This window comes from Streptomyces corynorhini (assembly GCF_003346515.1).
GTDB classification, from domain to species: Bacteria; Actinomycetota; Actinomycetes; order Streptomycetales; family Streptomycetaceae; genus Streptomyces; species Streptomyces corynorhini.
Window position 1 is genome coordinate 12791 of the sequence record NZ_QQNA01000206.1, and the last position, 22148, is coordinate 34938.

The following is a 22148-nucleotide window of genomic DNA, read 5'->3' on the forward strand; positions in this document are numbered from 1 at the left end:
AGTACCTCCCGCTGCGGAGAAGTGGCCAAGACCAAGCGCCACATGCTAACCCGATTGCGGATCAAGGCTCTTGATCGAATTCGGGATTCGACGATATTGGCCGGATCGGTCGAACTGAATTCGACGGCACGACCTGCGGATTCGCTCCGGAGCCCCCGACTGTTACGAGCCGATTTCCGCTTCAGATCAACGATGTCGCCTCAGGTATGGCTGATTGTCGCTCCTGACCCACCGGCAACGTACTGACATCCTCTGACGTGGCTCACCGAGCTGCTGATCATATTTCAGCGTCGACTTGACCCAACTGCGGGAGAAGGACATAGCTATGCACGGCCTACCTACCCCCGTCGTCGCGGTCCGGCTTCAGGTCGACGGCATACCTCGCACTCTGTGGCTCAAGCTTGAGGCATACAATCTGTACGGATCGATCAAGGGCCGCACCGCCGTGGCGCTCTGGCAGGATGTCGCGCCCCGCGTGGACCGCCACGTCGGATTCATCGAGTCCAGTTCGGGAAACCTCGGTCTCGCTCTGGCCGCGATCGCGGCGGCCCACCAGGTTCCCTTCACCGCGGTGGTGGACCCGCACATCAGCGGATTCCTGTTACGGCGCATCCGGGCGCTGGGCGCCCGGGTGGTGAGTGTGGACATCCCGGACAGCGCCGGAGGCTACTTGCTCAGCCGTCTGGCCTATGTCGGGGACCAACTGGAGCGCGAGCCCGGGATGGTCTGGACGAATCAGTACCGGAACCCGGCCAACCCGGGCGCCCACGCCCGGTGGACGGCGCCCGAGTTGCACCAGCAGACCGCGGGGGCGCCGATGAGCGTCCTCGTCGCGGTCTCCACCGGCGGCACACTCGCCGGGTTCCGCAACTACGCCGCCGCCGCGGGTGCCGAGTGGGAACTGGTCGGCGTCGACGTCACGGGCTCCGCCGCGCTCGGCGGCGTTCCCGGCAAGCGGCTGCTGGCCGGGATCGGAGCGAGCCGCGCCTCCACGTTCCTGCCGGACGGTCATCGACCGACGGTGTACGTGACTGCGGAGGAAGCCGTGAACGCGTGCCTGTGGCTGGACGAGCGGACGGGGCTCGCGGTCGGCCCCAGCTCGGGCGCGCTCGTCGCCGCGGCGCTGCGCCTCTTCCACGCGGATCCGGAGCGGACCACGATGGCGTGTCTCTGCCCGGACGGCTCCGATCGCTACGGCGACACCGTGTATTCGCGTGGCTGGCGCCATGGACAAGGAATCTTCGAGACGGGCGTCGGCCGTGGGGTGGAGGTCCTCGCGCCACCACCCGTACGGACGATATCGGCGGCCGGGGCCACGGCCGCGGCCCCGGGATTCGCAGACCGGCGCGGCCGGTGAGGCCGACCGGGAGAGCGGTGCGCGAGACGGCCGCCGCGCGCGGGTACGGCCGCGGCGCGCAGGTGACGAGGCGGGCTCCCAGCGGGCCGCGCACGAGGGAAACGGAGAACGACGCGTGACGGAAGACCTGCTCTTTCTCGACCGTGCGGCGGTGATGGCGTGCGCCGCCGACGTGGACCTGTGCGAGGCGACCGCATGGGCGCTGGGCCACCACGCCGAAGGCGCCACCCGCATGCCGGCGGAGGGCTATCTGCCGTGGACCAACGACGCGGGCGGCCAGTGCCGTTCGCTGGCCATGCTGGGGGCGGTGGAACCGCCCGGCGGGACCCCGGTGCGCGGTGTGAAGATCATCAACGCGGCCACGACCAATCCCGCCCTCGGCGCGGAGCGCGCGGGCGGAGTGAGCCTCCTGTTCGACCAGCACACGGCCCGGCCCGTCCTGATGGCGGAAGCCGGCTGGCTGAGCGCCGCGCGTACGGCCGCCTACACCATGGTGAGTCTGCGGCACCTCGGACCGCGGGAGTGGGACGCGCTCAGCGTCATCGGGTGCGGCACGCTCGCCCGCGCTCACCTCGAACTGCTCGGCACGCAGTTCCCCCAGGCGAAGAGCGTGCACCTGTACGACACGGATCCGGAGCGCGCGGCGGACCTGGCGAAGTGGCTCGGACAGCACTGCCCCCAGCTCCACCCGCAGATCGCCCCCAGCGCGCGGGCAGCCGTCGGCGCCGCGCGGGTCGTGGTGACCACGACCACCGTGGACACCGGGTTCGTGCCGGCCGCGTGGCTGGAACCCGGCACCTTCGTCGCGCACGTGTCCCTCTCCGACCTGCTGCCCGACGCCTTCGTGACAGCCGAGGCGATCTACGTCGACGATGTCGACCTGGTGGCGGAGAACCCCCGGCGCACCCTCGGAGCACTCCTGCGGGACGGGCTGGTCGCCGCTCCCGGCGTCACACCGCGGCGGGGCGACGCCACGGGTGAGGGGGCCGCCGTACCGGAAGTGAACGGCACCCTCGGGCAGGTCATCGCGGGACGGATCGAGGCCGTACGGCCCCACCGCGGCCACGTGATCAGCAACCCCTTCGGCATGGCGATCCTCGATGTCGCCCTGCTGGAGGCTGTCCATCAGGCCGCCCTGCGCCGCGGGACCGGGCAGCGGCTGTGCCTGTACTGAGCGACGCGTCCTCTGCGAGGGAAGGATCTTCCATGAACACGCTCTACGGTGCGCCGGAGGCAGCCCAGGACCGGGGGCTGTTCTCGCTCTCGGAGCTGAAGCCCGATGAACTGAGCAAGCTCGTCGAGAGGTCGGTCGCACTCTTCCGCGACCGGGACGCGCACAGCTTCCCGCTGCGCGACCGGGTCGCCGGAGTGCTCTTCACCCGTACCTCCACCAGGACACGCACCGCGTTCCAGACAGGTGTCGTACGGCTCGGCGGCACCCCGATCGCCTACGGCCCGCACGACCTCCAGCTCAACACCGGGGAATCCGTGGGCGATACGGCACGGGTCCTCGGCTCCATGCTCGACCTGCTCGTCGCCCGCACCTCCGGTCCCCTCGACGAGTTGCGCGCGCTGTCCACCGAGGGCGGGCTGCCCGTGATCAACGCGATGGCGGCGCAGGAGCACCCGACCCAGGGCGTCTGCGACCTGGCGACGCTGGCCCTCGCGCACGGCGACCTCGGCGGTATCCGGGTGATGTACATCGGCGAAGGCAACAACACGGCGGTCGCGCTGGCCTACGGCATCGCCACGGTGCCGGGAGCCCGGTGCGACTTCGTCACGCCGCCCGGGTACGGGCTGCCGGACGGCGTACTCGACACGGCGCGCGGGATCGCCGGGACGGCCGGTGCCGAACTGACCGAGACGCACGACGTGGCCGACGCGCCGGAACAGCTGGATGTCGTCTACACGACCCGCTGGCAGACCACGGGAACGAGCAAGGCCGATCCGGCCTGGCGGGAGACCTTCCGGCCCTTCCACGTCGACGCGGTGCTGATGCGCAGGTGGCCGCAGGCGTCGTTCCTGCACGACCTTCCGGCGCACCGCGGCGACGAGGTCACGGGGGAGGTGCTCGACGGACCGCGGTCCCTCGCCTGGACCCAGGCGAAGATGAAACTGTCCAGCGCGATGGCGGTGCTGGAAGCCGCGGCCGACCTCACCACCGGCTGAACCGGACCGCGTAGGGGAGACCCGCTCGCCGGCCGCGCCCCGCGTTCGGGGTGCGGCCGGTCTCTTCGGACCGGCGGCGGTACGGCGGCGCACCACGCGGTGATGTCACATCCGGCGCCGCCGTACCGTCCTCACGTGCATGAAGAGCCACGAGAACCTCACCGGGAAGCATGTCGTCGTCGTGGGCGCCGGTTACGCGGGCCTGCACGCGGCGCTGCGCCTCGCTCCGCACGTCCGGGTCACCCTGATCGCGCCCGACGGTCACTTCACCGAACGCGTCCGCCTGCACGAACGCGCCGCCGGCCGCCCCGACGTGACGCACCCCCTGCGGGAGTTGCTGGGGCCCGCCGGGGTCACCCATGTCGCCGCCCGTGTCACCCGCATCGACACCGGGGCGGCCCGGGTGCACACCGACGCCGGGCCCGTCATCGGCTACGACCGGCTGGTCTGCGCCCTCGGCAGCCGTACGGCGGAGGCGACCGCGGCCGAAGGGGCGGCGGGGCGCCTCTACACGGCGGAGTCCGCCCCCGAGCTGCGCAAACGTCTGCTCGGCGGCGCCGGTGCGCTGACCGTGGTCGGGGGCGGACTCACGGGCGTCGAACTCGCCGCGGAACTGGCCGAGTTCCATTCGGGCTGGCAGGTCGGGCTCGTCACGGGCGGGGAGATCGCTCCGAGCGTCTCGGCGAAGGGGCGCGCCCATGTCCGCTCCGCCCTCCGGGAGCGGGGCGTACGTATCGAGGAGGGCCGGCGCGTGGCGGACCACGGTGATCTCGACGCGGAGGTGGTGGTCTGGTCCGCCGCGCTGGTTCCGCACACCGAACTCGCCGTCGCGGCGGGCATCGCCGTCGACGAGGACGGCCGGATCGCGGTCGACTCGGCGCTGCGCTCGGTCTCGCACCCGGACGTGTACGCGGCCGGGGACGCCGCGTCGGTGCGAACCCCGGCCGCCGGGCGGCTGCGGATGGCCTGTGCCACGGCGCTGCCGCTCGGGGCGCACGTGGCGACCGCCGTCGTACGGGACCTGAGCGGCCGGGAGCCGGAGCCCGTGTCGTTCGGGTACCTGCTCCAGTGCGTGAGCCTGGGCCGGCACGACGGGATCGTCCAGCCGGTCAGGGCGGACGACACGCCGCGCGGCGCTGTGCTCACCGGCAGGCCCGCCGCCCTGGTCAAGGAGCGGATCGTGCGCTCGACGGTCTGGGCCCTGCGCACGGCGGCCCGCCACCCGCGGCTCGCGGGGCACGTTCCCGGCATGGGGTGACCCGGCGGACCCGGCGGTTGTCCCGGCGGCCCCGGCGGTTGTCCCGGCGGACGGCGGACCCGGCCGCGTACCCGTCCGGCGGCGGGGCCGGTACGGAGCGGAGCGGCGGCTCGCGGGTCACCGGTCGGTGATCACCCCGGACGGCGCCGTGTGCGCGCGCCGCTCGTGGCGCGCGCGGGCGAGGTGGTGGGCGGTGCGGAGCAGTTCGCGCACCGCCCGCTCGGTGCGCGGCCCCGGGTCGACCACCGCGAGCCAGCCGAGGGAGCCGTAGACGGGGTGCGCGATCAGGGTGTCGACGGCGCCGGGGTCGGTGGTGTCGTCGTCGGGGACCGCCTCGCGCGGTGCGCGGCCGGTCGCGGCGGCGAAGGCGTCCCGCCCCGCGCCCACATTGAGCCGGAACGTGTCCGGGCGGTCCAGGCGGGACAGTTCGTCGCCCGGATGGTTCTTCGTCACGAGCGTCGCGAACGGCTGCGTCGCCGTCGGTACGGCCCCGTCGGGGGCGTAGAAGAAATAGGTGTCGCCCCAGCTGATCTCCGGTGAGCCGTCGTCGGGTCCCGGCCTGACGGTCAGCACCCCGTCGAGGTCCGCGACGAACCCGGTGATCTCGGCCATGGTCATATGTCCAGCAGTCATGTGCTCCAGCGTTTCATTCAGGTGCTTGTGGAGACCTGGGACCATGAGAGGCCCGAGAACAGGGGGTACAAGGGATGCCGACTCTCCATTCGCCCGCGATGCGGACCGTCGATGTCGCGCGCCGCTGCGGCTACTCCGTCCAGCAGATCCGCAACCTCGAACGCGACGGTGTGCTGCCGCCGACGACGCGCACGGCGGCCGGTCACCGCGTCCATGGCGAGATCCATCTGCACGCGGCGCTCGCCTACCGCGCCCTCGCGGTCGGCACGGGGCCGGTGGAGGCCGGACGGATCGTCCGCGCCGCGCACACCCGCCCGGTCCCGGAGCTGCTCGCGCTCCTCGACGCGGCCCACGCCGGGCTCCACCGGGAACGCGAGGACCTGGGGCTCGCCCGGCGGGCGGCGCGGGCTATCTCCGCCGAGCCGCTCGACGACGTACGCCCGTCGGACGCGATGAGCGTCTCGGAGCTGGCCGCCGCGCTCGGGGTGCGTCCTTCGACGCTGCGGCACTGGGACGCCGAGGGGCTCGTCGTCCCCGACCGGCTGCCGCCGCGCGGTACCCGGCGGTACGCACCTGCCCACATCCGGGACGCCCGGATCGTCCATCAGCTGCGCGCCGCCGGGTACCGCGTCGAACCGCTCCGGGCGCTGCTGCCACGGCTGCGGCAGGGGCACCGGTGGCCGGACGTCGAAGCGGCGCTGGCCGCACGGGACACCCACCTCGCGGCCCGCTCCCGCGCCCTCCTCGACGCCGCCGCGCCGCTCGGCGCGCTCCTCACCGCGCCCCGACAGGCGCCGAGGCCCCCGGCCGCCCCCCCTGTCACTTCGCGTCGTAGTACCGCTCGACCGTCGCCGTCGTGAGCGGGAAGCGCACCGGCGTCTCGCCGAAGGCGATCCGTCCGGCCAGCTCCCCGGCGGCGCGGATGGCCCGTGCCACCTCTTCCGCCTCCGCCCGCGGGCAGTGCACGATCACCTCGTCGTGCTGGAAGAAGACCAGCTCGGCCCGCATCCCCGCGATCGAGCGCCGCAGCGCGGCCAGCATCAGCAACGCCCAGTCGGCGGCGCTGCCCTGCACGACGAAGTTACGGGTGAACCGGCCGCGCGCCCGGCCACCGGCCGACGCGTAGCCCGGCGTGTGGCCGGCCGGTCCGTCCGCCGAGCCGCCCCGGTCCGCGCCGCCGGGGGCGCCGGGCGGGGCGAGGTCCTGGGGGATGCCCGCCTCGTCGGCGTCCTCGGCCCCGGCCGCCCGCGGGCTCGTACGCCCCAGCCACGTCCGTACGAGCCTGCCCTCCTCGCCCGCCCGCGCCGCGTCGTCCACATAGGCGACGGCCAGCGGGAATCTGCGGCGCAGCGCCGCCAGGTTCTTCAGGCCGTCGCCCGACGTCTGGCCGTAGATCGCGCCGAGGAGCGCGAGCTTGGCGTGGTCGCGGTCGCCGGAGAAGGCGCGGTCGGACAGCGCCGTATACAGGTCGCCGTCGTGTCCCGCCACCTCCATCAGCCCCGGGTCGCGGGAGATCGCGGCGAGGACGCGCGGCTCCATCTGGTCGGCGTCGGCCACCACCAGCCGCCAGCCCGGGTCGGCGACGACCGCGCGCCGGATCACCCGGGGGATCTGCAGGGCGCCGCCGCCGTTGGTCGTCCAACGGCCGGAGATCGTGCCGCCGGGGAGGAACTCCGGCCGGAAGCGGCCCTCCCGCACCCAGTCCTGCAGCCAGCTCCAGCCGTGCGCCGTCCAGATCCGGTACAGCTTCTTGTACGCGATCAGCGGCTCCACCGCCGGATGGTCGATCTCGGCCAGCTCCCAGCGCCGGGTCGACTTCACCCTGATGCCCGCGCTCGCGAACGCCTTGATCACATCGGCCGGGAGATCGGGCCGCACCCGTCGGCCGAACGCCCGCGACACCTCGTCGGTCAGCTCGGCCAGCCGCCGCGGCTCGCCCCCGCCCGCGTACCGCTCGCCGAGCAGCTCGTCGAGCACCTCGCGGTGCACGTCGGCCCGCCACGGCAGCCCCGAGCGGTGCATCTCGGCGGCCACCAGCATGCCCGCCGACTCGGAGGCGGTGAGCAGCCGCATCCGGCCCGGGTGCGCGGCCTCGTCGTGGCGCCTGAGCTGCTCCGCGTACACGTCCAGCAGCGCGTCGAAGGGCAGGTCGGTGCCCGTGTGCGGCTCGAAGAGCGAGGACTGCGAGCCGGGCACGGCCGACCGGGGCGGCGGGTCGGGCGGCACCGGCGCGTTCCGCAGCCGGGCCCAGGCGGCGGCGGCCGAGCGCGGCTCGCCGAGCCGCCCCTCGTGGCCCAGGAGCAGCGACTCGCCCGCCTCGATGTCGTAGCACCGCTCGACGCGCACGCCCGCCGCGAGCAGCCGGGGATACAGCTCGGAGGTCGACCGCCACACCCACCGGTCGACCTCCGGCTCGCGGTCCCTGACCGCCGCGACGAGATCGGGCTCGCGCAGCACAGGCCCGGCGGGCGCCCCGTCCGCGCCCACCGGAGCGAGCAGCGCGCCACCGCCCTCCACCGGCGCCAGCGCCCATCGTTCGCTCATACCGCCGAGTCTCGCAGGGGGGTCTGACAACGGACCGGCGCGGCGCGGTCCCGCCGGGCGACGCGCGGTGGCGACGCGCGGTGGTGACGTCCGGTGGCGACGTGCGGTGACGGCCGACGACCGGGAGGATCGGACCGGGGCCGGGCCCACCGCGCCCCGCCCGGGAGCACCCGCTTCCGATCCCTGACCACAGGCTGTGGAGGCTGCCATGCGAGCGATCGTTTTCCATGAGTTCGGCGGGCCCGAGGTGTTGCGCGCCGAGGACGTACCCGAACCGCACGCGGGTCCCGGCGAGGTCCGGGTGGCGGTGCGGGCGGCGGGCGTCAATCCGATGGACTGGAAGATCCGGCGGGGCTGGATGGAGCAGGTCTCGCCGACGACGCTGCCCGCCGTGCCCGGCGTCGAATGCGCCGGGGTCGTGGACGAGACCGGCGAGGGCGTCACGGAGTTCGCCGTCGGGGACGAGGTGCTGGGCTGGTCGGCGACCGGCTCCTACGCGCAGTACGCCCTGGCCGGGCCGGTGGCCGCCAAGCCGCCCGCGCTGGGCTGGGCGGAGGCGGCGGCGCTCCCGGTCGCCGGGGAGACCGCCGCGCGGGTGCTCGGCCTGCTCGCCGTACGCGACGGCGAGACCCTGCTGGTGCACGGCGCCGCGGGGGCGGTCGGCGCGGTGGCCGTCCAACTGGCGGTGGCGCGCGGCGTCACGGTGATCGGTACGGCGTCGCCGGCCCGTCACGACTATGTGCGCTCCCTGGGCGCCGTCCCCGTGGCCTACGGGGACGGGCTGGTCGCGCGCGTCCGCGCCGCCGCGCCGCAGGGTGTCGACGCCGTCTTCGACGTGGCGGGCAAGGGGGCGCTGCCCGACTCGATCGAACTGCTCGACGGTGTCACGGACCGGATCGTCACCATCGCGGACATGGCCGCCGGAGACCTGGGGGTGGTCTTCTCCTCCGGCGGCATGACCCCCGAGGACAGGCGCGCCGGACTGGCGGAGCACGCCCGTCTCGCGGCGGAGGGCGCGCTCCGGGTACAGATCGCACGGACGTTCCCGCTCGACGAGGCGGCGACGGCGCAGGCGACGAGCGAGGACGGGCACGCCGGCGGAAAACTGGTGATCACGCCCTGAGACGGCGGATCCGGCGGGATCCGCCCGGCGTCGCCTCCGGCGTGTCGGCGCACGCCGATCCGACAGGGCCCGGGATCGGGGATGTGGCATGACAGGGCTCCTCTCGGGCACCATGGGTTGCTTTCGGTGACCTATTGATGTCCGAGAGTAACGATGCTCACTGACAGTGGACTTGCGCACGACGTCTACGACTCCGGCCCCGCCTGGCTTCCGCTCACCCGGATACCGCTTCCGCACCGGCCGGAGGCGTCTCCCCGCGCCCGCCGTCACACCCGTGAGGTGCTCGCGCTCCGCCGGGTGGACCCCGAACTGGCCGCCGCCGTCGAGCTGGCGGTCACGGAACTCGTCACCAACGCCGTACGGCACGGTGTCTGCCTCTGCGGCTGCACCCGCGGCCCGGTCTCCCTCGCGCTGCTGCGCGCGGAGGGCCGACTGCGCGTCGAGGTCGCCGATCCCTCCCGTACGCCGCCCCGGTGGCCGACGGGCATCGAGTCGGTCGACGCGGAGACCGCCGCCGAGGCGGAGGAGGGGCGTGGGCTGCTGCTGGTCACGGCCCTCGCGGCGGACTGGGGCGATCGCGCGGGACCGGTGCGCGGGAAGGTGGTGTGGTGCGAGTTCGAGGCGGAGAGCGCGGGCGGCAGCGGGAGCACGCGTACGGGCGTGGGCACGGGCACGGGCACGGGTACGGGTACGGGCGGAGGCACGGGCGGCGACGTGCGGCGCTGACCTGAGGGGAGCGCGCGGGCCGGTGTGCGCCCCCGGCCCGGACCCGGTGCGCGCCCCGGCCCGCCGTCCCGCTCACCCCGATATCCACAGGCTGTGGACAGAGGGCGGGGCCCGGCCCGGGATCTGGGATCATCGTGGGCGTGGACATCCGTACGCCGGAGGGGGCGACCGCATGAGTGACACCGTCGAGCGGGCGCTCACCGCGCTGCTCTCCACGGGCGGCGGGCCCGGCGCGCGCGGGGGTGACGGGCTCGACCTGGCCGCGTCCCTGCTGGCCGCCGACCCGGCGGCCGACGACGAGCTGAGGCGGCGCGGCGAGGGATACATACGGCTGGCGTGGGAGCGCGGCTGGCAGCCCGCCGATGTGGCCCGGCTCGTCCGCCGTGAGCTGCGCGACCCGCAGGCGCGGCTGCTCGCGGAGCTGATCGCGGGGGAGGTGCGGCGCTACGAGCGGCTTCCGGCGCGCTGGGCCGCGCAACTGGCCGATCTCGGCGTCGACTTCACCCCGGACGGGGGCGAAGGCCCCGCCGTCGCCCGCACTCGCGCCGAGCCGTACCGGGCGGACCGCTTCTCGTACGCCACCGCCGCACTGGAGCTGTATCTGCTGCTCGCGAGGCTGCCCCCGCTCGAACCGGCCGGGCCCGTACCCGGGACACCCGTCCAGCAGGCGCCCGCGGACGGCGAGCCGCGCATGCTCAGCCGGATCCGGGCGCTGCTGGCGAAGGCGGAGGCGACCGGCTATCCCCAGGAGGCGGAGGCGCTCACCGCCAAGGCGCAGGAGCTGATGGCGCGCCACAGCGTCGACGAGGCGCTGCTGGCCGACCGCACGCACCGGGGCGATGTCCCCGGCGCGTGCCGGATCGGGGTGGACGCCCCGTACGAGACGGCGAAGGCGATCCTGCTCGACGCCGTCGCCTCGGCCAACCGCTGCCGCGCCGTGTGGAACAGCGCGTACGGCTTCTCCACGGTCGTCGGCTTCGGACCGGACCTGGACGCGGTGGAGCTGCTCCACACCTCGCTCCTGGTGCAGGGCGTCTCCGCGATGACCCGCGCGGAGGCCGGACAGCGCGCCTCGGGGCGCAAGCGGACGAAGACGTTCCGGCAGTCGTTCCTCATGGCGTACGCGCACCGCCTGGGCGAACGGCTGGCCCTGGCCGCGGAACACGCCACCGCGGAAGCCGCGCGAGCGGCGGCGGGCGCGGCGGCGGGGGCGGGCGCGGAGAGCGGCTCCGGGCTGCTGCCCGTGCTCGCGGCGCGCGATCTGGCCGTGGCCGAGCGGACGGACCGGATGTTCCCCGAGACGGTCGCGACCCGCGTCCGCGGGGTGACGGACGCCGAAGGCTGGGACCACGGAACGTCCGCGGCGGACGCGGCCGACCTGCCCGCCGCGCGCCGGGGGAGAACCGGGCGCGACCGCCTCCGCCCCGGTCGCTGACGGCGCGGGTGCTGCGGCGCCTGCCGTGCCTCAGGGGCTGTCGGGTGGCCTCTGATCGGGCGGCCACGCTCTGGCGCGCGCGCTTCCCGTGGCGCCGAAACGCCCTGGTAGCTCCGCTACGAGGACGTCCCGGCGCCTGTGAATCGCGCGCGGCGGCATCGGGAGGACGGATCGAGGCGCCGAGACGGTGCGAGCGGAGCGAGCGCGGTGCGCCGGACCGCGTCCGCCGACCGGCCGAAGGTCACCCGACAGGCTCTCAGCGCGACGTCGGCAGGTCCGTCGGGAGATCGGTCGGGAGATCGGTGGGCAGGTCCTTCGGCAGCTCGGTCGGGAAGTCCGACGGCAGACCGGTGGGCAGGCCGCCCGTGTCGCCGTTGGTGAACGAGTCCTTCTTCCCGCCCTGCCAGGACACGACCAGCGTCTTGCCGTCGTTGGACTCGATCGTGCCCATGGTGCGGTCCTTGTCCCCGTCCGCGCACTTGAGCGACACCATCGACTCGCCGCCCATGTCCATCGCCTCGCCCTCGCAGAGGTGACCCTCGGCGGCCAGGGAGACCTTGCCCGAGGTGACGGACATGGCGACGGGCTTGCCGTCGGTGACGGCCGCCCACGTGCCGTCGACGCTCGCGCCGCCTGAGCCTGAGCCTGAGCCCGAGCCGGAGCCCGAGCCCGCGTCGCCCGAGGCGGTGGCGGACGGGGTGGAGTCGCCCTTGCCCTTGTCGCCGCTGTCGCTTCCGCCGCATCCCGTGAGCGTGAGCGCGAGCGTGAGTGCGACGGCGAGGCCGGTCGTGGTCGATCCGGTCCGTACGAGCTGCTTCCGCACGATCAAGTCCCCCTTGTCAGTGGCCGAACGGGGGCCAAACTACCAGGAGGATTTCCGCACTCCCGGGAGGAATCCGGCGTGCGCCTGCTCGCGCAGCCGGACCCTGGAGAGCCCGAACTTCCTGAGATGGCCACGCGGCCGGCCGTCCACACTGTCCCGGTTCCGCACCCGGGTCGCGCTCGCGTCACGCGGCTGACGTCGCAACTCCCGATCCGCCGCGACCCGTTCCGCCTCGGGGGTGCCGGGGCTCCGCAGGATCTCCTTCAGCTCGGCGCGGCGTACGGCGTAGCGCTCGACGATCTCCTTGCGCCGCTCATTGCGGACGATCTTGCTCTTCTTCGCCATCAGACCTTCACTCCCCGTGCGCGCATGCGGGCGACCGCGGCCTCGATGCCGATCGCGTCGATGGTCTTGATCGCCCTGGCGCTCAGGGTGAGGCGCACCTGCCTGCCCTCGCTCGGCAGCCAGTAGCGCTTGTGCTGGATGTTCGGGTCGAAGCGGCGGGAGGTGCGCCGGTGCGAGTGGGAGATCCGGTTACCGAAGCCCGGCTCGGCCCCGGTCAGTTGGCAGTGGGCGGACAAGGTCACACACCCCTCTCTTTGGAAATGGAAACCATTTCCATATACTAACCCCATGGCCCGCAACGAACTACGCCCGATCGTCAAACTCCGCTCCACCGCCGGTACCGGCTTCACGTACGTGACCCGCAAGAACCGCCGCAACGACCCGGACCGGCTGACGCTGCGCAAGTACGACCCCGTCGTCCGCCGCCATGTCGACTTCCGCGAAGAGCGCTGAGAGAAGCGAAGGAACCAGCACCAGATGAAGCCCGGAATCCACCCCGCGTACCGGCCCGTCGTCTTCCGCGACAGGGCCGCCGACTTCGCCTTCCTCACCCGGTCGACCGCTTCCAGTGAGAAGACGGTCGTCTGGGAGGACGGCGCCACCTACCCCGTCGTCGACGTCGAGATCTCCTCGGCGAGCCACCCCTTCTACACGGGCACCGCCCGCGTCCTCGACACCGCGGGCCGGGTGGAGCGCTTCGAGCGCCGCTACGGCCGCCGCGCCCCCGGGGCCCGGCCATGAGCGCGGCCGACGGCAGGCTCCCCGTCGCGCTCGTCTGCGGTCTGCACTCCGACGCCCGCGAGGCCGCCGTGCGCCGACTCCTCGCCACCGTGCCCGGCAGCGTCGCCCTCCACCACGACCTGTCGACGGCCGCGCGCGGCACCGTCGTACGCACCGTCCGCGACGCGACAGGACCGCTCTCCTCCGGAGAGGCCCCGCTCGTCAACGACTGCGCGTGCTGCGCGCTGCGCGAGGACCTCGTCCCCGAGCTGAACCGGCTCGCGGACGACGGCACCACCCGGCTCGCGATCGTCGAGCTGTGGGACTCGGTCGAGCCCCGCGCCATGGCCGAGGTGATCGCGGCGCACGGCGAACGGCTGGTCGTCAGCTCGGTGCTGACCGCCGTCGACCCGGCGTTGCTGCTCCCGTACCTCGGCAACGGCGACGACCTCGCCGACGCCGGACTCGCCGCCGCGGCCACCGACCGGCGCACCATCGCCGACACCTGGGCCCGGCAGCTGGAGTACGCGCCGGTCCTCGCGATCGCCGACAGCCCGCTGGCCGACGACGAGGACCGCGCGCTGCTGGCCCAACTGCACCCGACCGCACTACAGGTACGGATCGACCCCGAGAGCGGCCCCGGTACGAGCGGCCCCGGTACGAGCGAAGCCGATACGGCCCGCCCCGGCACCACCGGCCCCGGCGAACTGGCCGCCGCCGCGCTCGCCGGCTTCGACGTCGAGGCCGCCGCCGCCCGCCAGCACCCCGCCTGCGCGCTGCTGCCCCAGGAGGCCGACGAGTGCGGGGTCGGCACCTACGTCTGGCACCGCGCCCGGCCCTTCCACCCCGAGCGGCTCTACGCGGCGCTGGAGGACCTGACCTGCGCCGCCGCCCGCAGCCGGGGCCGCTTCTGGCTCGCCGACCACCACGACAGCCTGCTGCACTGGGACGCGGCGGGCGGTGCGCTCTGTGTGGAGAGCGCCGGCCCCTGGCTGGCGTCGCTGCCGGACTCCGCGTGGGAGAACGTCCCGCCGCTGCGCCGGGCCGCCGCCTCCCTGGACTGGCACCCCCTGCACGGCGACCGCTGCCAGCATCTCGTCTTCACCTCGCCCGGCCTCGACCGCGAGGGCATCGGGCGGCTGCTGGACTCCTGCCTGCTCACCGACGCCGAGTACACCGCCGGCCGCGCCGCCTGGAAGCGGCTGCCGCCCGCCTTCGACTCCCTCCTGGAGGTCTGACCCCGTTGTCCGCCCGTCGCACACACCGCAAGCCGCCCGCCCCGCGCCCCAACCCGCTGGACCGGGACGGCACCACGTACATCGACTACAAGAACACCGACCTGCTGCGGAAGTTCCTCTCCGACCGGGGCAAGATCCGCAGCCGCCGGGTCACCCGGGTGAGCGCCCAGCAGCAGCGCCGACTGGCGCGCGCCATCAAGAACGCCCGGGAGACGGCGCTGCTGCCGTACGCCCCGTCACCGCGCTGACCGGCCCGGCACCGCCGCGCCCGGACCACGGGGCCCGGAGGGCTGGACCGCCCGCGGCCGGGTACACGGGCGGTAGGCGGGGACCAATTCTCACCGAGTCCGACGAGAAGGGATCCTGGGAGCCGCCCCTTGCGTCTCTACTCAGAGCAGCAGTCGGCACGGGCGCGTCGGTTGACCGGCTCGGACGGTCCTCACCAGGGCTGTAACCAAAGGAACACCCCGCGTGCACGTGCATTTGCTCATGCATCAGCACATGAAACACAGCTATGATCCGAGACAGTTGACACCTGCACCTTGCAACTCGGGGAGCGTCCTGTGCACCACGTGTACAACGGCATTGCGGCCACAGAGCTTCACGGAGTCGTCTGGCAGAAGAGCAGGCACAGCAACTCCCAGGGTTCCTGCGTGGAGTTCGCCAAGCTGCCGGGCGGGGAAGTGGCGGTACGCAACTCACGCCACCCCGAGGGGCCTGCCCTGGTGTACACGCCGGCCGAGATCGAGTCCATGCTGATCGGCGCGAAGGCCGGGGAGTTCGACCATCTGATATCGGCCACCTGACGGCTGCGGCGGCAGCGCCGTCAGGTGGCTCTGGTCACAGGTACTTTCGGCCAACCTGCCGCGGACGGGCATGTTCCGGCCACCGATGGTGTGCCGGACACCCGTCCCGTCACTCCTTCTCCAGCCGGAACAGCGCCCAGACCACCTTGCCGTGCAGTGATCCGGCCAGCGGGTGCCATCCCCAGGTGTCGCTGAACGACTCCACCAGGAACAACCCGCGCCCCGACTCCGCCGAGCAGTCCTCGTCCGTCTCGCGCGCCGCCGGGCTCGCGTGGCTCGGGTCCCGCACCGCGCAGACCAGCCGCGACGACCAGCGCATCAGATGCAGCCGTACGGGGGCCTCGTGCGGCTCGCGCGGGGTGTCGGCCGGAAGGGCGTGCCGCAGCGCGTTGGTGACCAGCTCCGAGACGACCAGCGCGACATCGTCGAAGCGCTCGCTCAGCTCCCACTGGGACAGTGTGGTCCTGGTGAACTGGCGTGCCCCGCGCACCGCCTCGTAGCGGGCGGGCAGGGCGCACGAGGCCGATCCGGCCGCTCCACTGAGGTCGGCGGGAGGAAGCCCCTGCCTTAACGGCCAGAGCATGGTCGATCCATTCATCCCCATGCGAGGCACTCCCGGGATTCGCGGCCGTAGCGATACTGCGGTGGTCCAGCGTCACAACACGTCAATCACGAAACGAGCACGCAGCTGCGCGCGGCCCATGGTTCCGAATGCGTACGGCAGATGCAAGGGCAGATGCACGTGCACGCGCCGGACTTCACCGCTCCCGTACCGGTTCCGTATCTTTTCTCCTCGTGACCAGTTTTGCCCTCTACGCAAAGCCTTCTTATTTCCGTAATCGAATGAGTACGGGCTGAAGCGTTTTGATGGCAGAATCCGGCACTTGGAGTCCGGGGGGCGCTCCAGGGAGAACCACATGTGATGGGGAGGGTTGGAGACGTGACCGCAGCCGAATCGGGCGGTTCCGTGGTGCGGCGCATCCTGCTGGGCTCACAACTGAGGCGGCTGCGCGAGACGCGCGGCATCACCCGTGAAGCCGCCGGCTACTCGATCCGCGCTTCCGAGTCCAAGATCAGCCGTATGGAGTTGGGACGGGTGAGCTTCAAGGCCAGAGACATCGAGGACCTGCTGACCCTCTACGGGGTGGCCGACGAGGGCGAGCGCGCCGCCCTGCTCGGACTCGCCCGGGAGGCCAACGTCGCGGGATGGTGGCACAGCTTCGGCGATGTGCTGCCCGGCTGGTTCCAGACGTACATCGGTCTGGAGGGCGCCGCCTCCTTGATCCGCATCTACGAGGTGCAGTTCGTGCACGGACTGCTCCAGACCGAGGCGTACGCGCACGCCGTCGTCACCCGCGGCCAGCCCGACGCCCCCTGTGCCGAGGTCGAGCGCCGCGTCGCCCTGCGGCTGGAGCGGCAGAAGGTCCTCGTCTCCGAGCGCGCCCCGCGCTTCCACGCGATCCTCGACGAGGCGGCGCTGCGCCGCCCGTACGGCGACCGCGGCGTCATGCAGGGGCAGCTGAAGCATCTGATCGAGATCTCGGAGCAGCCGAACATCACCCTTCAGGTGATGCCGTTCAGTTTCGGCGGACACGCGGGCGAGAGCGGCGCGTTCACGATGCTGAGCTTCCCCGAGTCGGACCTGTCCGACGTCGTCTTCCTGGAACAGCTGACGAGCGCCCTCTATCTGGACAAGCGCGAGGAGGTCGGCCAGTACGAACGGGTCATGGCGCGGCTCAAGGAGGACAGCCCGGGACCCGAGGAGAGCCGAGATGTCCTGCGCGGACTGCTCCAATTGATCTGAAGCATCAGTACGATGACCTCACATCAGGAGTTTGCGCCTGTAGCACCCGCAGTAAGGGATCGCATGTCCTACTTCACCGATCTGGCCCATCAGTACATCGACGGCGAGTGGCGGACCGGCAGCGGCTCGTGGGACATCATCGACTTCAACCCGTACAACGGGGAGAAGCTCGCCGCCATCACCGTCGCCACGGCCCGCGAGGTGGACGAGGCGTACCGCGCGGCCGAACGCGCCCAGCCCGGCTGGGCCGCCACCAACCCGTACACCCGCCGGGCCGTCATCGAGCGCGTGCTGCGGCTGGTCGAGGAGCGCGCCGACGACATCGTCGAGGCGATCATCGACGAGTCGGGCGGTACCCGCGCCAAGGCGCTGTACGAGGTGGGCACGGCCGGTGAGTTCCTGCGCGAGGCCATCCGGCTGACGATGCGGTCCGAGGACCGGATCCTGCCCTCCCCGGTCGACGGCAGGGAGAACCGCGTCCACCGGCTGCCGGTCGGTGTCGTCGGCGTGATCAGCCCGTTCAACTTCCCGTTCCTGGTGACGCTCAAGTCGGTGGCGCCCGCGCTCGCGCTGGGCAACGCCGTGGTGATCAAGCCCAATCAGAACGCGCCGGTGATCGGCGGCGGGCTCATAGCCGGGCTCTTCGAGGACGCGGGGCTGCCGGCCGGGCTGCTCAACGTGGTGGTCACGGACATCGCCGAGATCGGTGACGCGCTGATCGAGCACCCGGTCCCCAAGGTGATCTCGTTCGCGGGCTCCGACCGGGTGGGCCGCCATGTCGGGGCCGTCGCGGGCGGTCAGTTCAAGCGCGCGCTGCTGCAACTGAGCGGGAACAGCGCGCTGGTGGTCCTGGACGACCTGGACGAGGCGGGGATCGACTACGCGGTGGACGCGGCGGTCTTCAGCCGCTTCTTCTACCAGGGCCAGATCTGCATGGCAGCCAACCGGATCCTGGTGGACCGCGCCGTGGAGCGGGAGTTCACGGAGAAGTTCGTCGCGAAGGTGGCGGCGCTCAGGACCGGCGACCCGCGTGACCCCGAGACCCAGATCGGCCCGGTCATCAACAGCTCCCACGCGGACGCCCTGACCTCCCTGGTCGACCAGGCGCTCGCCGAGGGCGCGACCGCGCTCGTGCGGGGCAACACGCGCGGCAACCTCGTGGAGCCGACCGTACTGACCGGCCTCGCGCCCGACTCCCCGCTCCTGCGGCAGGAGATCTTCGGCCCCGTGGTGCTGCTGGTCCCGTTCGACGGCGAGGAAGAGGCGGTACGGCTCGCCAACGACACCCCGTACGGACTGAGCGGCGCCGTCCACACCGCGCGGGTGGAGCGCGGCGTGGCGTTCGCCGAGCGGATCGTCACCGGCATGTTCCACGTCAACGACGCGACCGTGCGGGACGAGCCGATGGTGGCGTTCGGCGGCGAGAAGGCGTCGGGGCTCGGCCGGCTCAACGGGGACGCGGCGCTGGACGCGTTCACGACGCAGAAGTGGATCTCGGTGCGGCGCGGGCGCGGGGAGTTCCCGCTCTAGGGCCGTTGTCGGACAGGGCCTGATCCAGACGAGAGGCCCTAGCCTGGAGCGATGTCAGCGATCCGGTTGCTCGTCCTCGGCGCGGTGCGTCAGCACGGGCGCGCGCACGGCTATCAGGTCCGCAACGACCTGGAGTACTGGGGCGCGCACGAGTGGTCCAACGCCAAGCCGGGCTCGGTCTACCACGCGCTGAAGCAGATGGCCAAGCAGGGCCTGCTGCTGGCGCACGAGGTCGCGCCGAGTACGGCGGGCGGCCCGCCCCGCACGGAGTACGAGGTGACGGCGGCAGGCCGCGAGGAGTACGTGCGGCTGCTGCGCGCGTCGCTCACCTCGTACGACCAGAAGATGGACGTGCTCTCGGCCGCCCTCGGCTTCATCGTCGACCTGCCGCGCGCCGAGGCGATCGAGCTGCTCGGGCGGCGGGTGGCCGCCATCGAGGAGTGGCGCGCCGCCGTGACCGGGCACTATGTGCCCGAGGAGGGCCCGGAGGCGCTCGGGCACATCGGCGAGATCATGAACATGTGGGTCCATACGGCGGACGCGGGCGCGGCGTGGACGCGCGGGCTGATCGGGCGCATCGAGGCGGGCGCGTACACCTTCGCGGGGGAGGGCGAACCGTTCGTCGGGGTGCTCGCGGAGGGCGAGGAGAACCCGTACGCGACGGGGACCGCGCATGACGGGGACCGTCGCTGATCACGTGTGACCCATGAGAAGGGCGGGTCACCTCTCCGGGGTCCGGTAGTCAATTTTGATTATCGAAGCAGGGGTGAAGTGAGGGGACGCGGGCATGGGACGCCGACGTGATCGTCATGACGGGCGTACGGAAGCGGTACGGGCGCGGGCGGGCCCGTACCGTACCCGCCTCAGTGGTGGAAGGCCGTCGCCGCCGACTTGTCCCGGCCCATCGGACGTTCCTGGCCGCGCAGCTCCGGCAGCACCCGCTCCAGGTCCGCGATGAGCAGCGCGGCCAGATCCGCGGAGAAGCCGTTGCGGCAGACGATCCGCAGGACGGACAGGTCCTGGCGGTTGGCGGGGAAGGTGTACGCGGGCACCAGCCAGCCCTGTTCGCGCAGCCGCCGCGAGACGTCGAAGACGTCGAAGTTCGTCACACCGGGGGCGGTGGTGAAGGCGAACACGGGCAGTTCGTCGCCCCGGGTGAGCAGCCGGAAGTCCCCCAGCGCCGCGATCCGGTCCGCCAGCCTGCGCGCGATGTCGCGGGCGGTCTGCTGGACGGCCCGGTAGCCCTCCCGGCCCAGCCGCAGGAACGTGTAGTACTGCGCGACCACCTGCGCGCCCGGCCGGGAGAAGTTCAGCGCGAACGTGGGCATGTCGCCGCCCAGGTAGTTCACCCGGAAGACCAGCTCCTCGGGGAGTTCGGCGGGGGAGCGCCACAGCGCCCAGCCGACGCCCGGGTAGACCAGCCCGTACTTGTGCCCCGAGGTGTTGATCGAGGAGACGCGCGGCAGCCGGAAGTCCCAGACGAGATCCTCGTCGAGGAACGGCGCGATCATCGCGCCTGAGGCGCCGTCGACATGGACGGGCACGTCGAGCCCGGTCCGCTCCTGGAGCGCGTCCAGCGCCGCGCACAGCTCGGCGACCGGTTCGTACGAGCCGTCGAAGGTGGAGCCCAGCACGGCCACGACGCCGATGGTGTTCTCGTCGCACAGCTCCGCCGCCGCCCGCGGATCGAGGTGGAAGCGGTCGCCGTCCATCGGCACCTGGCGCGCCTCCACCTCCCAGAAGGCGCAGAACTTCTCCCAGCAGACCTGGACGTTGACGCCCATCACCAGATTCGGCCGCGCACTGGCCGGGTAGCGCGCGGAGTTGCGCGTGGCCCAGCGCCGCTTGAGCGCCATCCCCGCGAGCATGCACGCCTCGCTCGACCCGGTGGTCGAGCAGCCGACGGCCGTCGACGGGTCGGGGGCGTTCCAGAGCGCGGCGAGCATCGCCACGCAGCGCCGCTCCAGCTCGGCCGTGCGGGGGTACTCGTCCTTGTCGATCATGTTCTTGTCCCGGCACTCCGCCATCAGCACCGTCGCCTGCGGCTCCATCCACGTGGTGACGAAGGTGGCCAGATTGAGCCGGGAGTTCCCGTCGAGCATCAGCTCGTCGTGGACCAGCTGAAAGGCGGAGTCGGGCGGGATGGGACCGTCGGGCAGCCGGTGCGTGGGCGGCGCCGAGGTCATCTCGCCCACCGGGTCCGCCTCCCCGAAGAACGGGTTCAGCGACAGTCTGCGCAGCTCGGCGCGCTCCTCCTCGGGCACCTTCGCCGCTCTGTCCGTGCCTCGGTGGAGTGACATCGGCTGCTCTCCTCGCGCTGGTACGACTCGCCACGGCGGCCCCCGTGGCGAGGATACGGACGTACGGGGCATACCGCCCGTCGGGGCGTGGCCCGTACGCGGAGCCCGTACGCCGCACGCGGGAGCGCCGGGAGCGCCGCGCGCCGGGGCGGGTCAGCGCAGCGCCGTGCCGTCCGCGCGCAGCCGCATCAGGGGGCGGCCGGTGACCAGCAGCCAGGCGGGCAGGGCGGCCACGCACAGCAGCGGCAGGACGTTCGGGTCCGCGACCAGGACCGCCGCGGTGAACAGGCTCAGCCACCCCTGCCGCACCACGGCGAGCAGCACCCCCAGGACCGCGCAGACCACCGCGAGCGTGGGCTGCGCGGCCGGGACGAGCGCGTGGGCGCACAGGCCCAGGGCGACGCCGACGAAGACGGCGGGGAAGATCCGGCCGCCGCGGAAGCCGCACGCGGAGGCGGTCAGCAGCGCGGCCAGCTTCACCACGGCCATCAGGGCGAACGAACCGGCCGACCAGCCGTCGGGACGCTCCGCCAGGGTCCGTACCTCCGACAGCCCCTTGAAGAGCGTCAGATGCCCGCCCAGCGCCCCCAGCAGACCGAGCGCCAGCCCGCCCGCCGTGAGCGCGAGCACGGGGTGGCGCAGCCGCCCGAAGAGGGCGTGGACGTACGGGAACGCGCAGACGGCCGCCATCCCCAGCGCCGCCGCGAGCGGGGCCACCACCAGGACCGTCAGCAGATCGCCCCAGTGGGTCCCGGGATACGCGGGCAGGCCGAGGTCGAAGGTCGGACGGGCGATCAGCACGGTGGTCAGCCCGCCCGCCCCGGCGGCGATCAGCGGCCCGAACAGCTTGTCCCACAGCGTGCCGGGCCCCGGCCGCGCGGCCATCGTCTCCGTCAGGATCAGCGCGGCGGCCACCGGCGTACCGAACAGCGCCCCGATCGTGCCCGCCGCGCCGAGCCCCACCCACAGCTCGGCCGAGGTGCCGGGCGATCCGGCCCGGCGTGCCCGTGGACCAGCCGTACGACGATTCCCACGGCGAGCCCGGTGGCCGTCAGCATGACGACCATCCACAGCGCGGAGTAACGCCCCACCCCGAGGGCGTCCGGCAGCGTCCCCCACAGCACGTCCTCGAACCGCTCGGCGACCACGCTCACCCCGAGCAGCACCAGCGCCGAGACCACCCCCACCAGCAGCGCGGGCGCCACCAGCGGCAGCAGGGCCCGCGCGGCGGGGGCCGGGGCGGACGGAGCGTCGGTGGTCACGCACTCAACGTAACCGGCCGGCCGGGGCTCGCACCTCACGTGGCGGCGGGCCACCGGCCGGCCGGTTACGTTGAG

Annotated in this window: 23 protein-coding genes and 1 pseudogene; 16 read left to right on the forward strand and 8 right to left on the reverse strand. The window is 72.9% G+C overall.

The genetic code is table 11. From position 1 onward, the window contains the following. The first annotated feature begins 325 nt into the window (after positions 1-325). From DVH02_RS24190 to DVH02_RS24205, 4 genes are all read left to right on the forward strand, one after another. The gene (locus DVH02_RS24190; protein ID WP_114625945.1) at positions 326-1357 is read left to right on the forward strand and encodes a pyridoxal-phosphate dependent enzyme; all 1032 of its coding nucleotides are present in this window, start codon (positions 326-328) and stop codon (positions 1355-1357) included. Positions 1358-1472: 115 nt separating this feature from the next. Then, entirely contained in the window at positions 1473-2531 is a 1059-nt protein-coding gene (locus tag DVH02_RS24195) for an ornithine cyclodeaminase (protein WP_158575932.1), read from the forward strand. 32 nt (positions 2532-2563) lie between these two features. Beyond that, the gene (locus DVH02_RS24200) at positions 2564-3526 is read left to right on the forward strand and encodes an ornithine carbamoyltransferase (RefSeq protein ID WP_114625947.1); all 963 of its coding nucleotides are present in this window, start codon (positions 2564-2566) and stop codon (positions 3524-3526) included. A 139-nt stretch (positions 3527-3665) separates the two neighbouring features. Next, a complete protein-coding gene (locus DVH02_RS24205) occupies positions 3666-4784 on the forward strand; it encodes an NAD(P)/FAD-dependent oxidoreductase (protein WP_114625948.1) in 1119 nt (372 codons plus the stop codon). Positions 4785-4901: 117 nt separating this feature from the next. Here DVH02_RS24205 and DVH02_RS24210 read toward each other — a convergent pair whose 3' ends face one another. Next, on the reverse strand, positions 4902-5417 hold the full coding sequence (locus tag DVH02_RS24210; RefSeq protein WP_325051400.1) for a DUF6194 family protein: 516 nt from the start codon (positions 5415-5417) through the stop codon (positions 4902-4904). 74 nt (positions 5418-5491) lie between these two features. On the opposite strand from DVH02_RS24210, the gene DVH02_RS24215 reads away from it, so the two are divergent. Beyond that, entirely contained in the window at positions 5492-6277 is a 786-nt protein-coding gene (locus tag DVH02_RS24215) for a MerR family transcriptional regulator (protein WP_114625950.1), read from the forward strand. On the opposite strand, the gene DVH02_RS24220 is transcribed toward DVH02_RS24215, so the two are convergent. Then, positions 6237-7961: a bifunctional 3'-5' exonuclease/DNA polymerase gene (locus DVH02_RS24220; protein WP_114625951.1), complete on the reverse strand. Its 1725-nt coding sequence runs from the start codon at positions 7959-7961 to the stop codon at positions 6237-6239. The two genes, DVH02_RS24215 and DVH02_RS24220, sit on opposite strands and share 41 nt — an antisense overlap. 208 nt (positions 7962-8169) lie before the next feature. Between DVH02_RS24220 and DVH02_RS24225 the strand changes: the two genes are divergently transcribed. From DVH02_RS24225 to DVH02_RS24235, 3 genes are all read left to right on the forward strand, one after another. After that, complete coding sequence (locus DVH02_RS24225; protein WP_114625952.1) at positions 8170-9084, forward strand: NADP-dependent oxidoreductase; 915 nt, start codon at positions 8170-8172, stop codon at positions 9082-9084. 153 nt (positions 9085-9237) lie between these two features. Then, a complete protein-coding gene (locus DVH02_RS24230) occupies positions 9238-9810 on the forward strand; it encodes an ATP-binding protein (protein ID WP_114625953.1) in 573 nt (190 codons plus the stop codon). Positions 9811-9982: 172 nt separating this feature from the next. Then, positions 9983-11245: a DUF2786 domain-containing protein gene (locus DVH02_RS24235; protein WP_114625954.1), complete on the forward strand. Its 1263-nt coding sequence runs from the start codon at positions 9983-9985 to the stop codon at positions 11243-11245. A gap of 256 nt (positions 11246-11501) precedes the next feature. Here the strand turns inward: DVH02_RS24235 and DVH02_RS35260 are convergent, their stop codons facing one another. The 3 genes from DVH02_RS35260 to rpmB are packed head-to-tail and all read right to left on the reverse strand — an operon-like array spanning position 11502 to position 12649. Then, positions 11502-12068, reverse strand: a complete 567-nt coding sequence (locus DVH02_RS35260) for a hypothetical protein (protein ID WP_158575933.1) — start codon at positions 12066-12068, stop codon at positions 11502-11504. Positions 12069-12107: 39 nt separating this feature from the next. Then, positions 12108-12413, reverse strand: a complete 306-nt coding sequence (gene rpsN / locus DVH02_RS24245; protein ID WP_114625956.1) for a 30S ribosomal protein S14 — start codon at positions 12411-12413, stop codon at positions 12108-12110. Beyond that, positions 12413-12649 (reverse strand): 50S ribosomal protein L28, encoded by a 237-nt coding sequence (gene rpmB / locus DVH02_RS24250; protein ID WP_114625967.1) that lies wholly within the window; start codon positions 12647-12649, stop codon positions 12413-12415. Before rpmB ends, rpsN begins: the two co-directional genes overlap by 1 nt. A gap of 52 nt (positions 12650-12701) precedes the next feature. Here rpmB and rpmG point away from each other — a divergent pair, with 52 nt between their 5' ends. The 5 genes from rpmG to DVH02_RS24275 all read left to right on the forward strand — a co-directional run bounded on the left by rpmG (position 12702) and on the right by DVH02_RS24275 (position 15177). Continuing rightward, the gene (gene rpmG, locus DVH02_RS24255; RefSeq protein WP_114625957.1) at positions 12702-12866 is read left to right on the forward strand and encodes a 50S ribosomal protein L33; all 165 of its coding nucleotides are present in this window, start codon (positions 12702-12704) and stop codon (positions 12864-12866) included. A gap of 24 nt (positions 12867-12890) precedes the next feature. Continuing rightward, positions 12891-13154: a type B 50S ribosomal protein L31 gene (locus DVH02_RS24260; protein WP_114625958.1), complete on the forward strand. Its 264-nt coding sequence runs from the start codon at positions 12891-12893 to the stop codon at positions 13152-13154. Then, positions 13151-14371, forward strand: coding sequence for a CobW family GTP-binding protein (locus DVH02_RS24265; protein ID WP_114625959.1), 1221 nt, complete (start codon positions 13151-13153; stop codon positions 14369-14371). Before DVH02_RS24260 ends, DVH02_RS24265 begins: the two co-directional genes overlap by 4 nt. A gap of 5 nt (positions 14372-14376) precedes the next feature. Next, positions 14377-14619 (forward strand): 30S ribosomal protein S18, encoded by a 243-nt coding sequence (gene rpsR / locus DVH02_RS24270; RefSeq protein WP_114625960.1) that lies wholly within the window; start codon positions 14377-14379, stop codon positions 14617-14619. Positions 14620-14934: 315 nt separating this feature from the next. Continuing rightward, positions 14935-15177 carry a DUF397 domain-containing protein gene (locus DVH02_RS24275; protein WP_114625961.1) on the forward strand — a complete coding sequence of 81 codons (243 nt, stop codon included), beginning with the start codon at positions 14935-14937 and terminating at the stop codon, positions 15175-15177. 109 nt (positions 15178-15286) lie between these two features. Here DVH02_RS24275 and DVH02_RS24280 read toward each other — a convergent pair whose 3' ends face one another. Continuing rightward, the gene (locus DVH02_RS24280) at positions 15287-15781 is read right to left on the reverse strand and encodes an ATP-binding protein (protein WP_114625962.1); all 495 of its coding nucleotides are present in this window, start codon (positions 15779-15781) and stop codon (positions 15287-15289) included. A gap of 318 nt (positions 15782-16099) precedes the next feature. Here DVH02_RS24280 and DVH02_RS24285 point away from each other — a divergent pair, with 318 nt between their 5' ends. The 3 genes from DVH02_RS24285 to DVH02_RS24295 all read left to right on the forward strand — a co-directional run bounded on the left by DVH02_RS24285 (position 16100) and on the right by DVH02_RS24295 (position 19204). Next, positions 16100-16981, forward strand: coding sequence for a helix-turn-helix domain-containing protein (locus tag DVH02_RS24285; RefSeq protein ID WP_114625963.1), 882 nt, complete (start codon positions 16100-16102; stop codon positions 16979-16981). A 63-nt stretch (positions 16982-17044) separates the two neighbouring features. Next, the gene (locus DVH02_RS24290) at positions 17045-18511 is read left to right on the forward strand and encodes an aldehyde dehydrogenase family protein (protein WP_114625964.1); all 1467 of its coding nucleotides are present in this window, start codon (positions 17045-17047) and stop codon (positions 18509-18511) included. Positions 18512-18562: 51 nt separating this feature from the next. Beyond that, positions 18563-19204 (forward strand): PadR family transcriptional regulator, encoded by a 642-nt coding sequence (locus tag DVH02_RS24295; RefSeq protein ID WP_114625965.1) that lies wholly within the window; start codon positions 18563-18565, stop codon positions 19202-19204. Between the two features lie 170 nt (positions 19205-19374). On the opposite strand, the gene DVH02_RS24300 is transcribed toward DVH02_RS24295, so the two are convergent. Both DVH02_RS24300 and DVH02_RS24305 read right to left on the reverse strand, forming a co-directional pair. Next, positions 19375-20811 carry a glutamate decarboxylase gene (locus DVH02_RS24300; RefSeq protein ID WP_114625966.1) on the reverse strand — a complete coding sequence of 479 codons (1437 nt, stop codon included), beginning with the start codon at positions 20809-20811 and terminating at the stop codon, positions 19375-19377. Positions 20812-20964: 153 nt separating this feature from the next. Further along, positions 20965-22073: pseudogene (locus DVH02_RS24305) on the reverse strand (ion channel protein). Between the last annotated feature and the right edge of the window lie 75 nt (positions 22074-22148).

Bases quoted from the DNA above. Each gene is read 5' to 3' on its own strand.
- DVH02_RS24225 (WP_114625952.1), top strand. From the start codon at position 8,170: ATGCGAGCGATCGTTTTCCATGAGTTCGGCGGGCCCGAGGTGTTGCGC.
- DVH02_RS24230 (WP_114625953.1), top strand. From the start codon at position 9,238: ATGCTCACTGACAGTGGACTTGCGCACGACGTCTACGACTCCGGCCCC.
- DVH02_RS24215 (WP_114625950.1), top strand. From the start codon at position 5,492: ATGCCGACTCTCCATTCGCCCGCGATGCGGACCGTCGATGTCGCGCGC.
- DVH02_RS24190 (WP_114625945.1), top strand. From the start codon at position 326: ATGCACGGCCTACCTACCCCCGTCGTCGCGGTCCGGCTTCAGGTCGAC.
- DVH02_RS24285 (WP_114625963.1), top strand. From the start codon at position 16,100: ATGGGGAGGGTTGGAGACGTGACCGCAGCCGAATCGGGCGGTTCCGTG.
- DVH02_RS24295 (WP_114625965.1), top strand. From the start codon at position 18,563: ATGTCAGCGATCCGGTTGCTCGTCCTCGGCGCGGTGCGTCAGCACGGG.
- DVH02_RS24290 (WP_114625964.1), top strand. From the start codon at position 17,045: ATGTCCTACTTCACCGATCTGGCCCATCAGTACATCGACGGCGAGTGG.
- DVH02_RS24235 (WP_114625954.1), top strand. From the start codon at position 9,983: ATGAGTGACACCGTCGAGCGGGCGCTCACCGCGCTGCTCTCCACGGGC.
- DVH02_RS24220 (WP_114625951.1), bottom strand. From the start codon at position 7,961: ATGAGCGAACGATGGGCGCTGGCGCCGGTGGAGGGCGGTGGCGCGCTG.
- DVH02_RS24260 (WP_114625958.1), top strand. From the start codon at position 12,891: ATGAAGCCCGGAATCCACCCCGCGTACCGGCCCGTCGTCTTCCGCGAC.
- rpsN (WP_114625956.1), bottom strand. From the start codon at position 12,413: ATGGCGAAGAAGAGCAAGATCGTCCGCAATGAGCGGCGCAAGGAGATC.
- DVH02_RS24265 (WP_114625959.1), top strand. From the start codon at position 13,151: ATGAGCGCGGCCGACGGCAGGCTCCCCGTCGCGCTCGTCTGCGGTCTG.
- DVH02_RS24205 (WP_114625948.1), top strand. From the start codon at position 3,666: ATGAAGAGCCACGAGAACCTCACCGGGAAGCATGTCGTCGTCGTGGGC.
- DVH02_RS24300 (WP_114625966.1), bottom strand. From the start codon at position 20,811: ATGTCACTCCACCGAGGCACGGACAGAGCGGCGAAGGTGCCCGAGGAG.
- DVH02_RS24200 (WP_114625947.1), top strand. From the start codon at position 2,564: ATGAACACGCTCTACGGTGCGCCGGAGGCAGCCCAGGACCGGGGGCTG.
- DVH02_RS24280 (WP_114625962.1), bottom strand. From the start codon at position 15,781: ATGGGGATGAATGGATCGACCATGCTCTGGCCGTTAAGGCAGGGGCTT.
- rpmG (WP_114625957.1), top strand. From the start codon at position 12,702: ATGGCCCGCAACGAACTACGCCCGATCGTCAAACTCCGCTCCACCGCC.
- DVH02_RS24210 (WP_325051400.1), bottom strand. From the start codon at position 5,417: ATGACTGCTGGACATATGACCATGGCCGAGATCACCGGGTTCGTCGCG.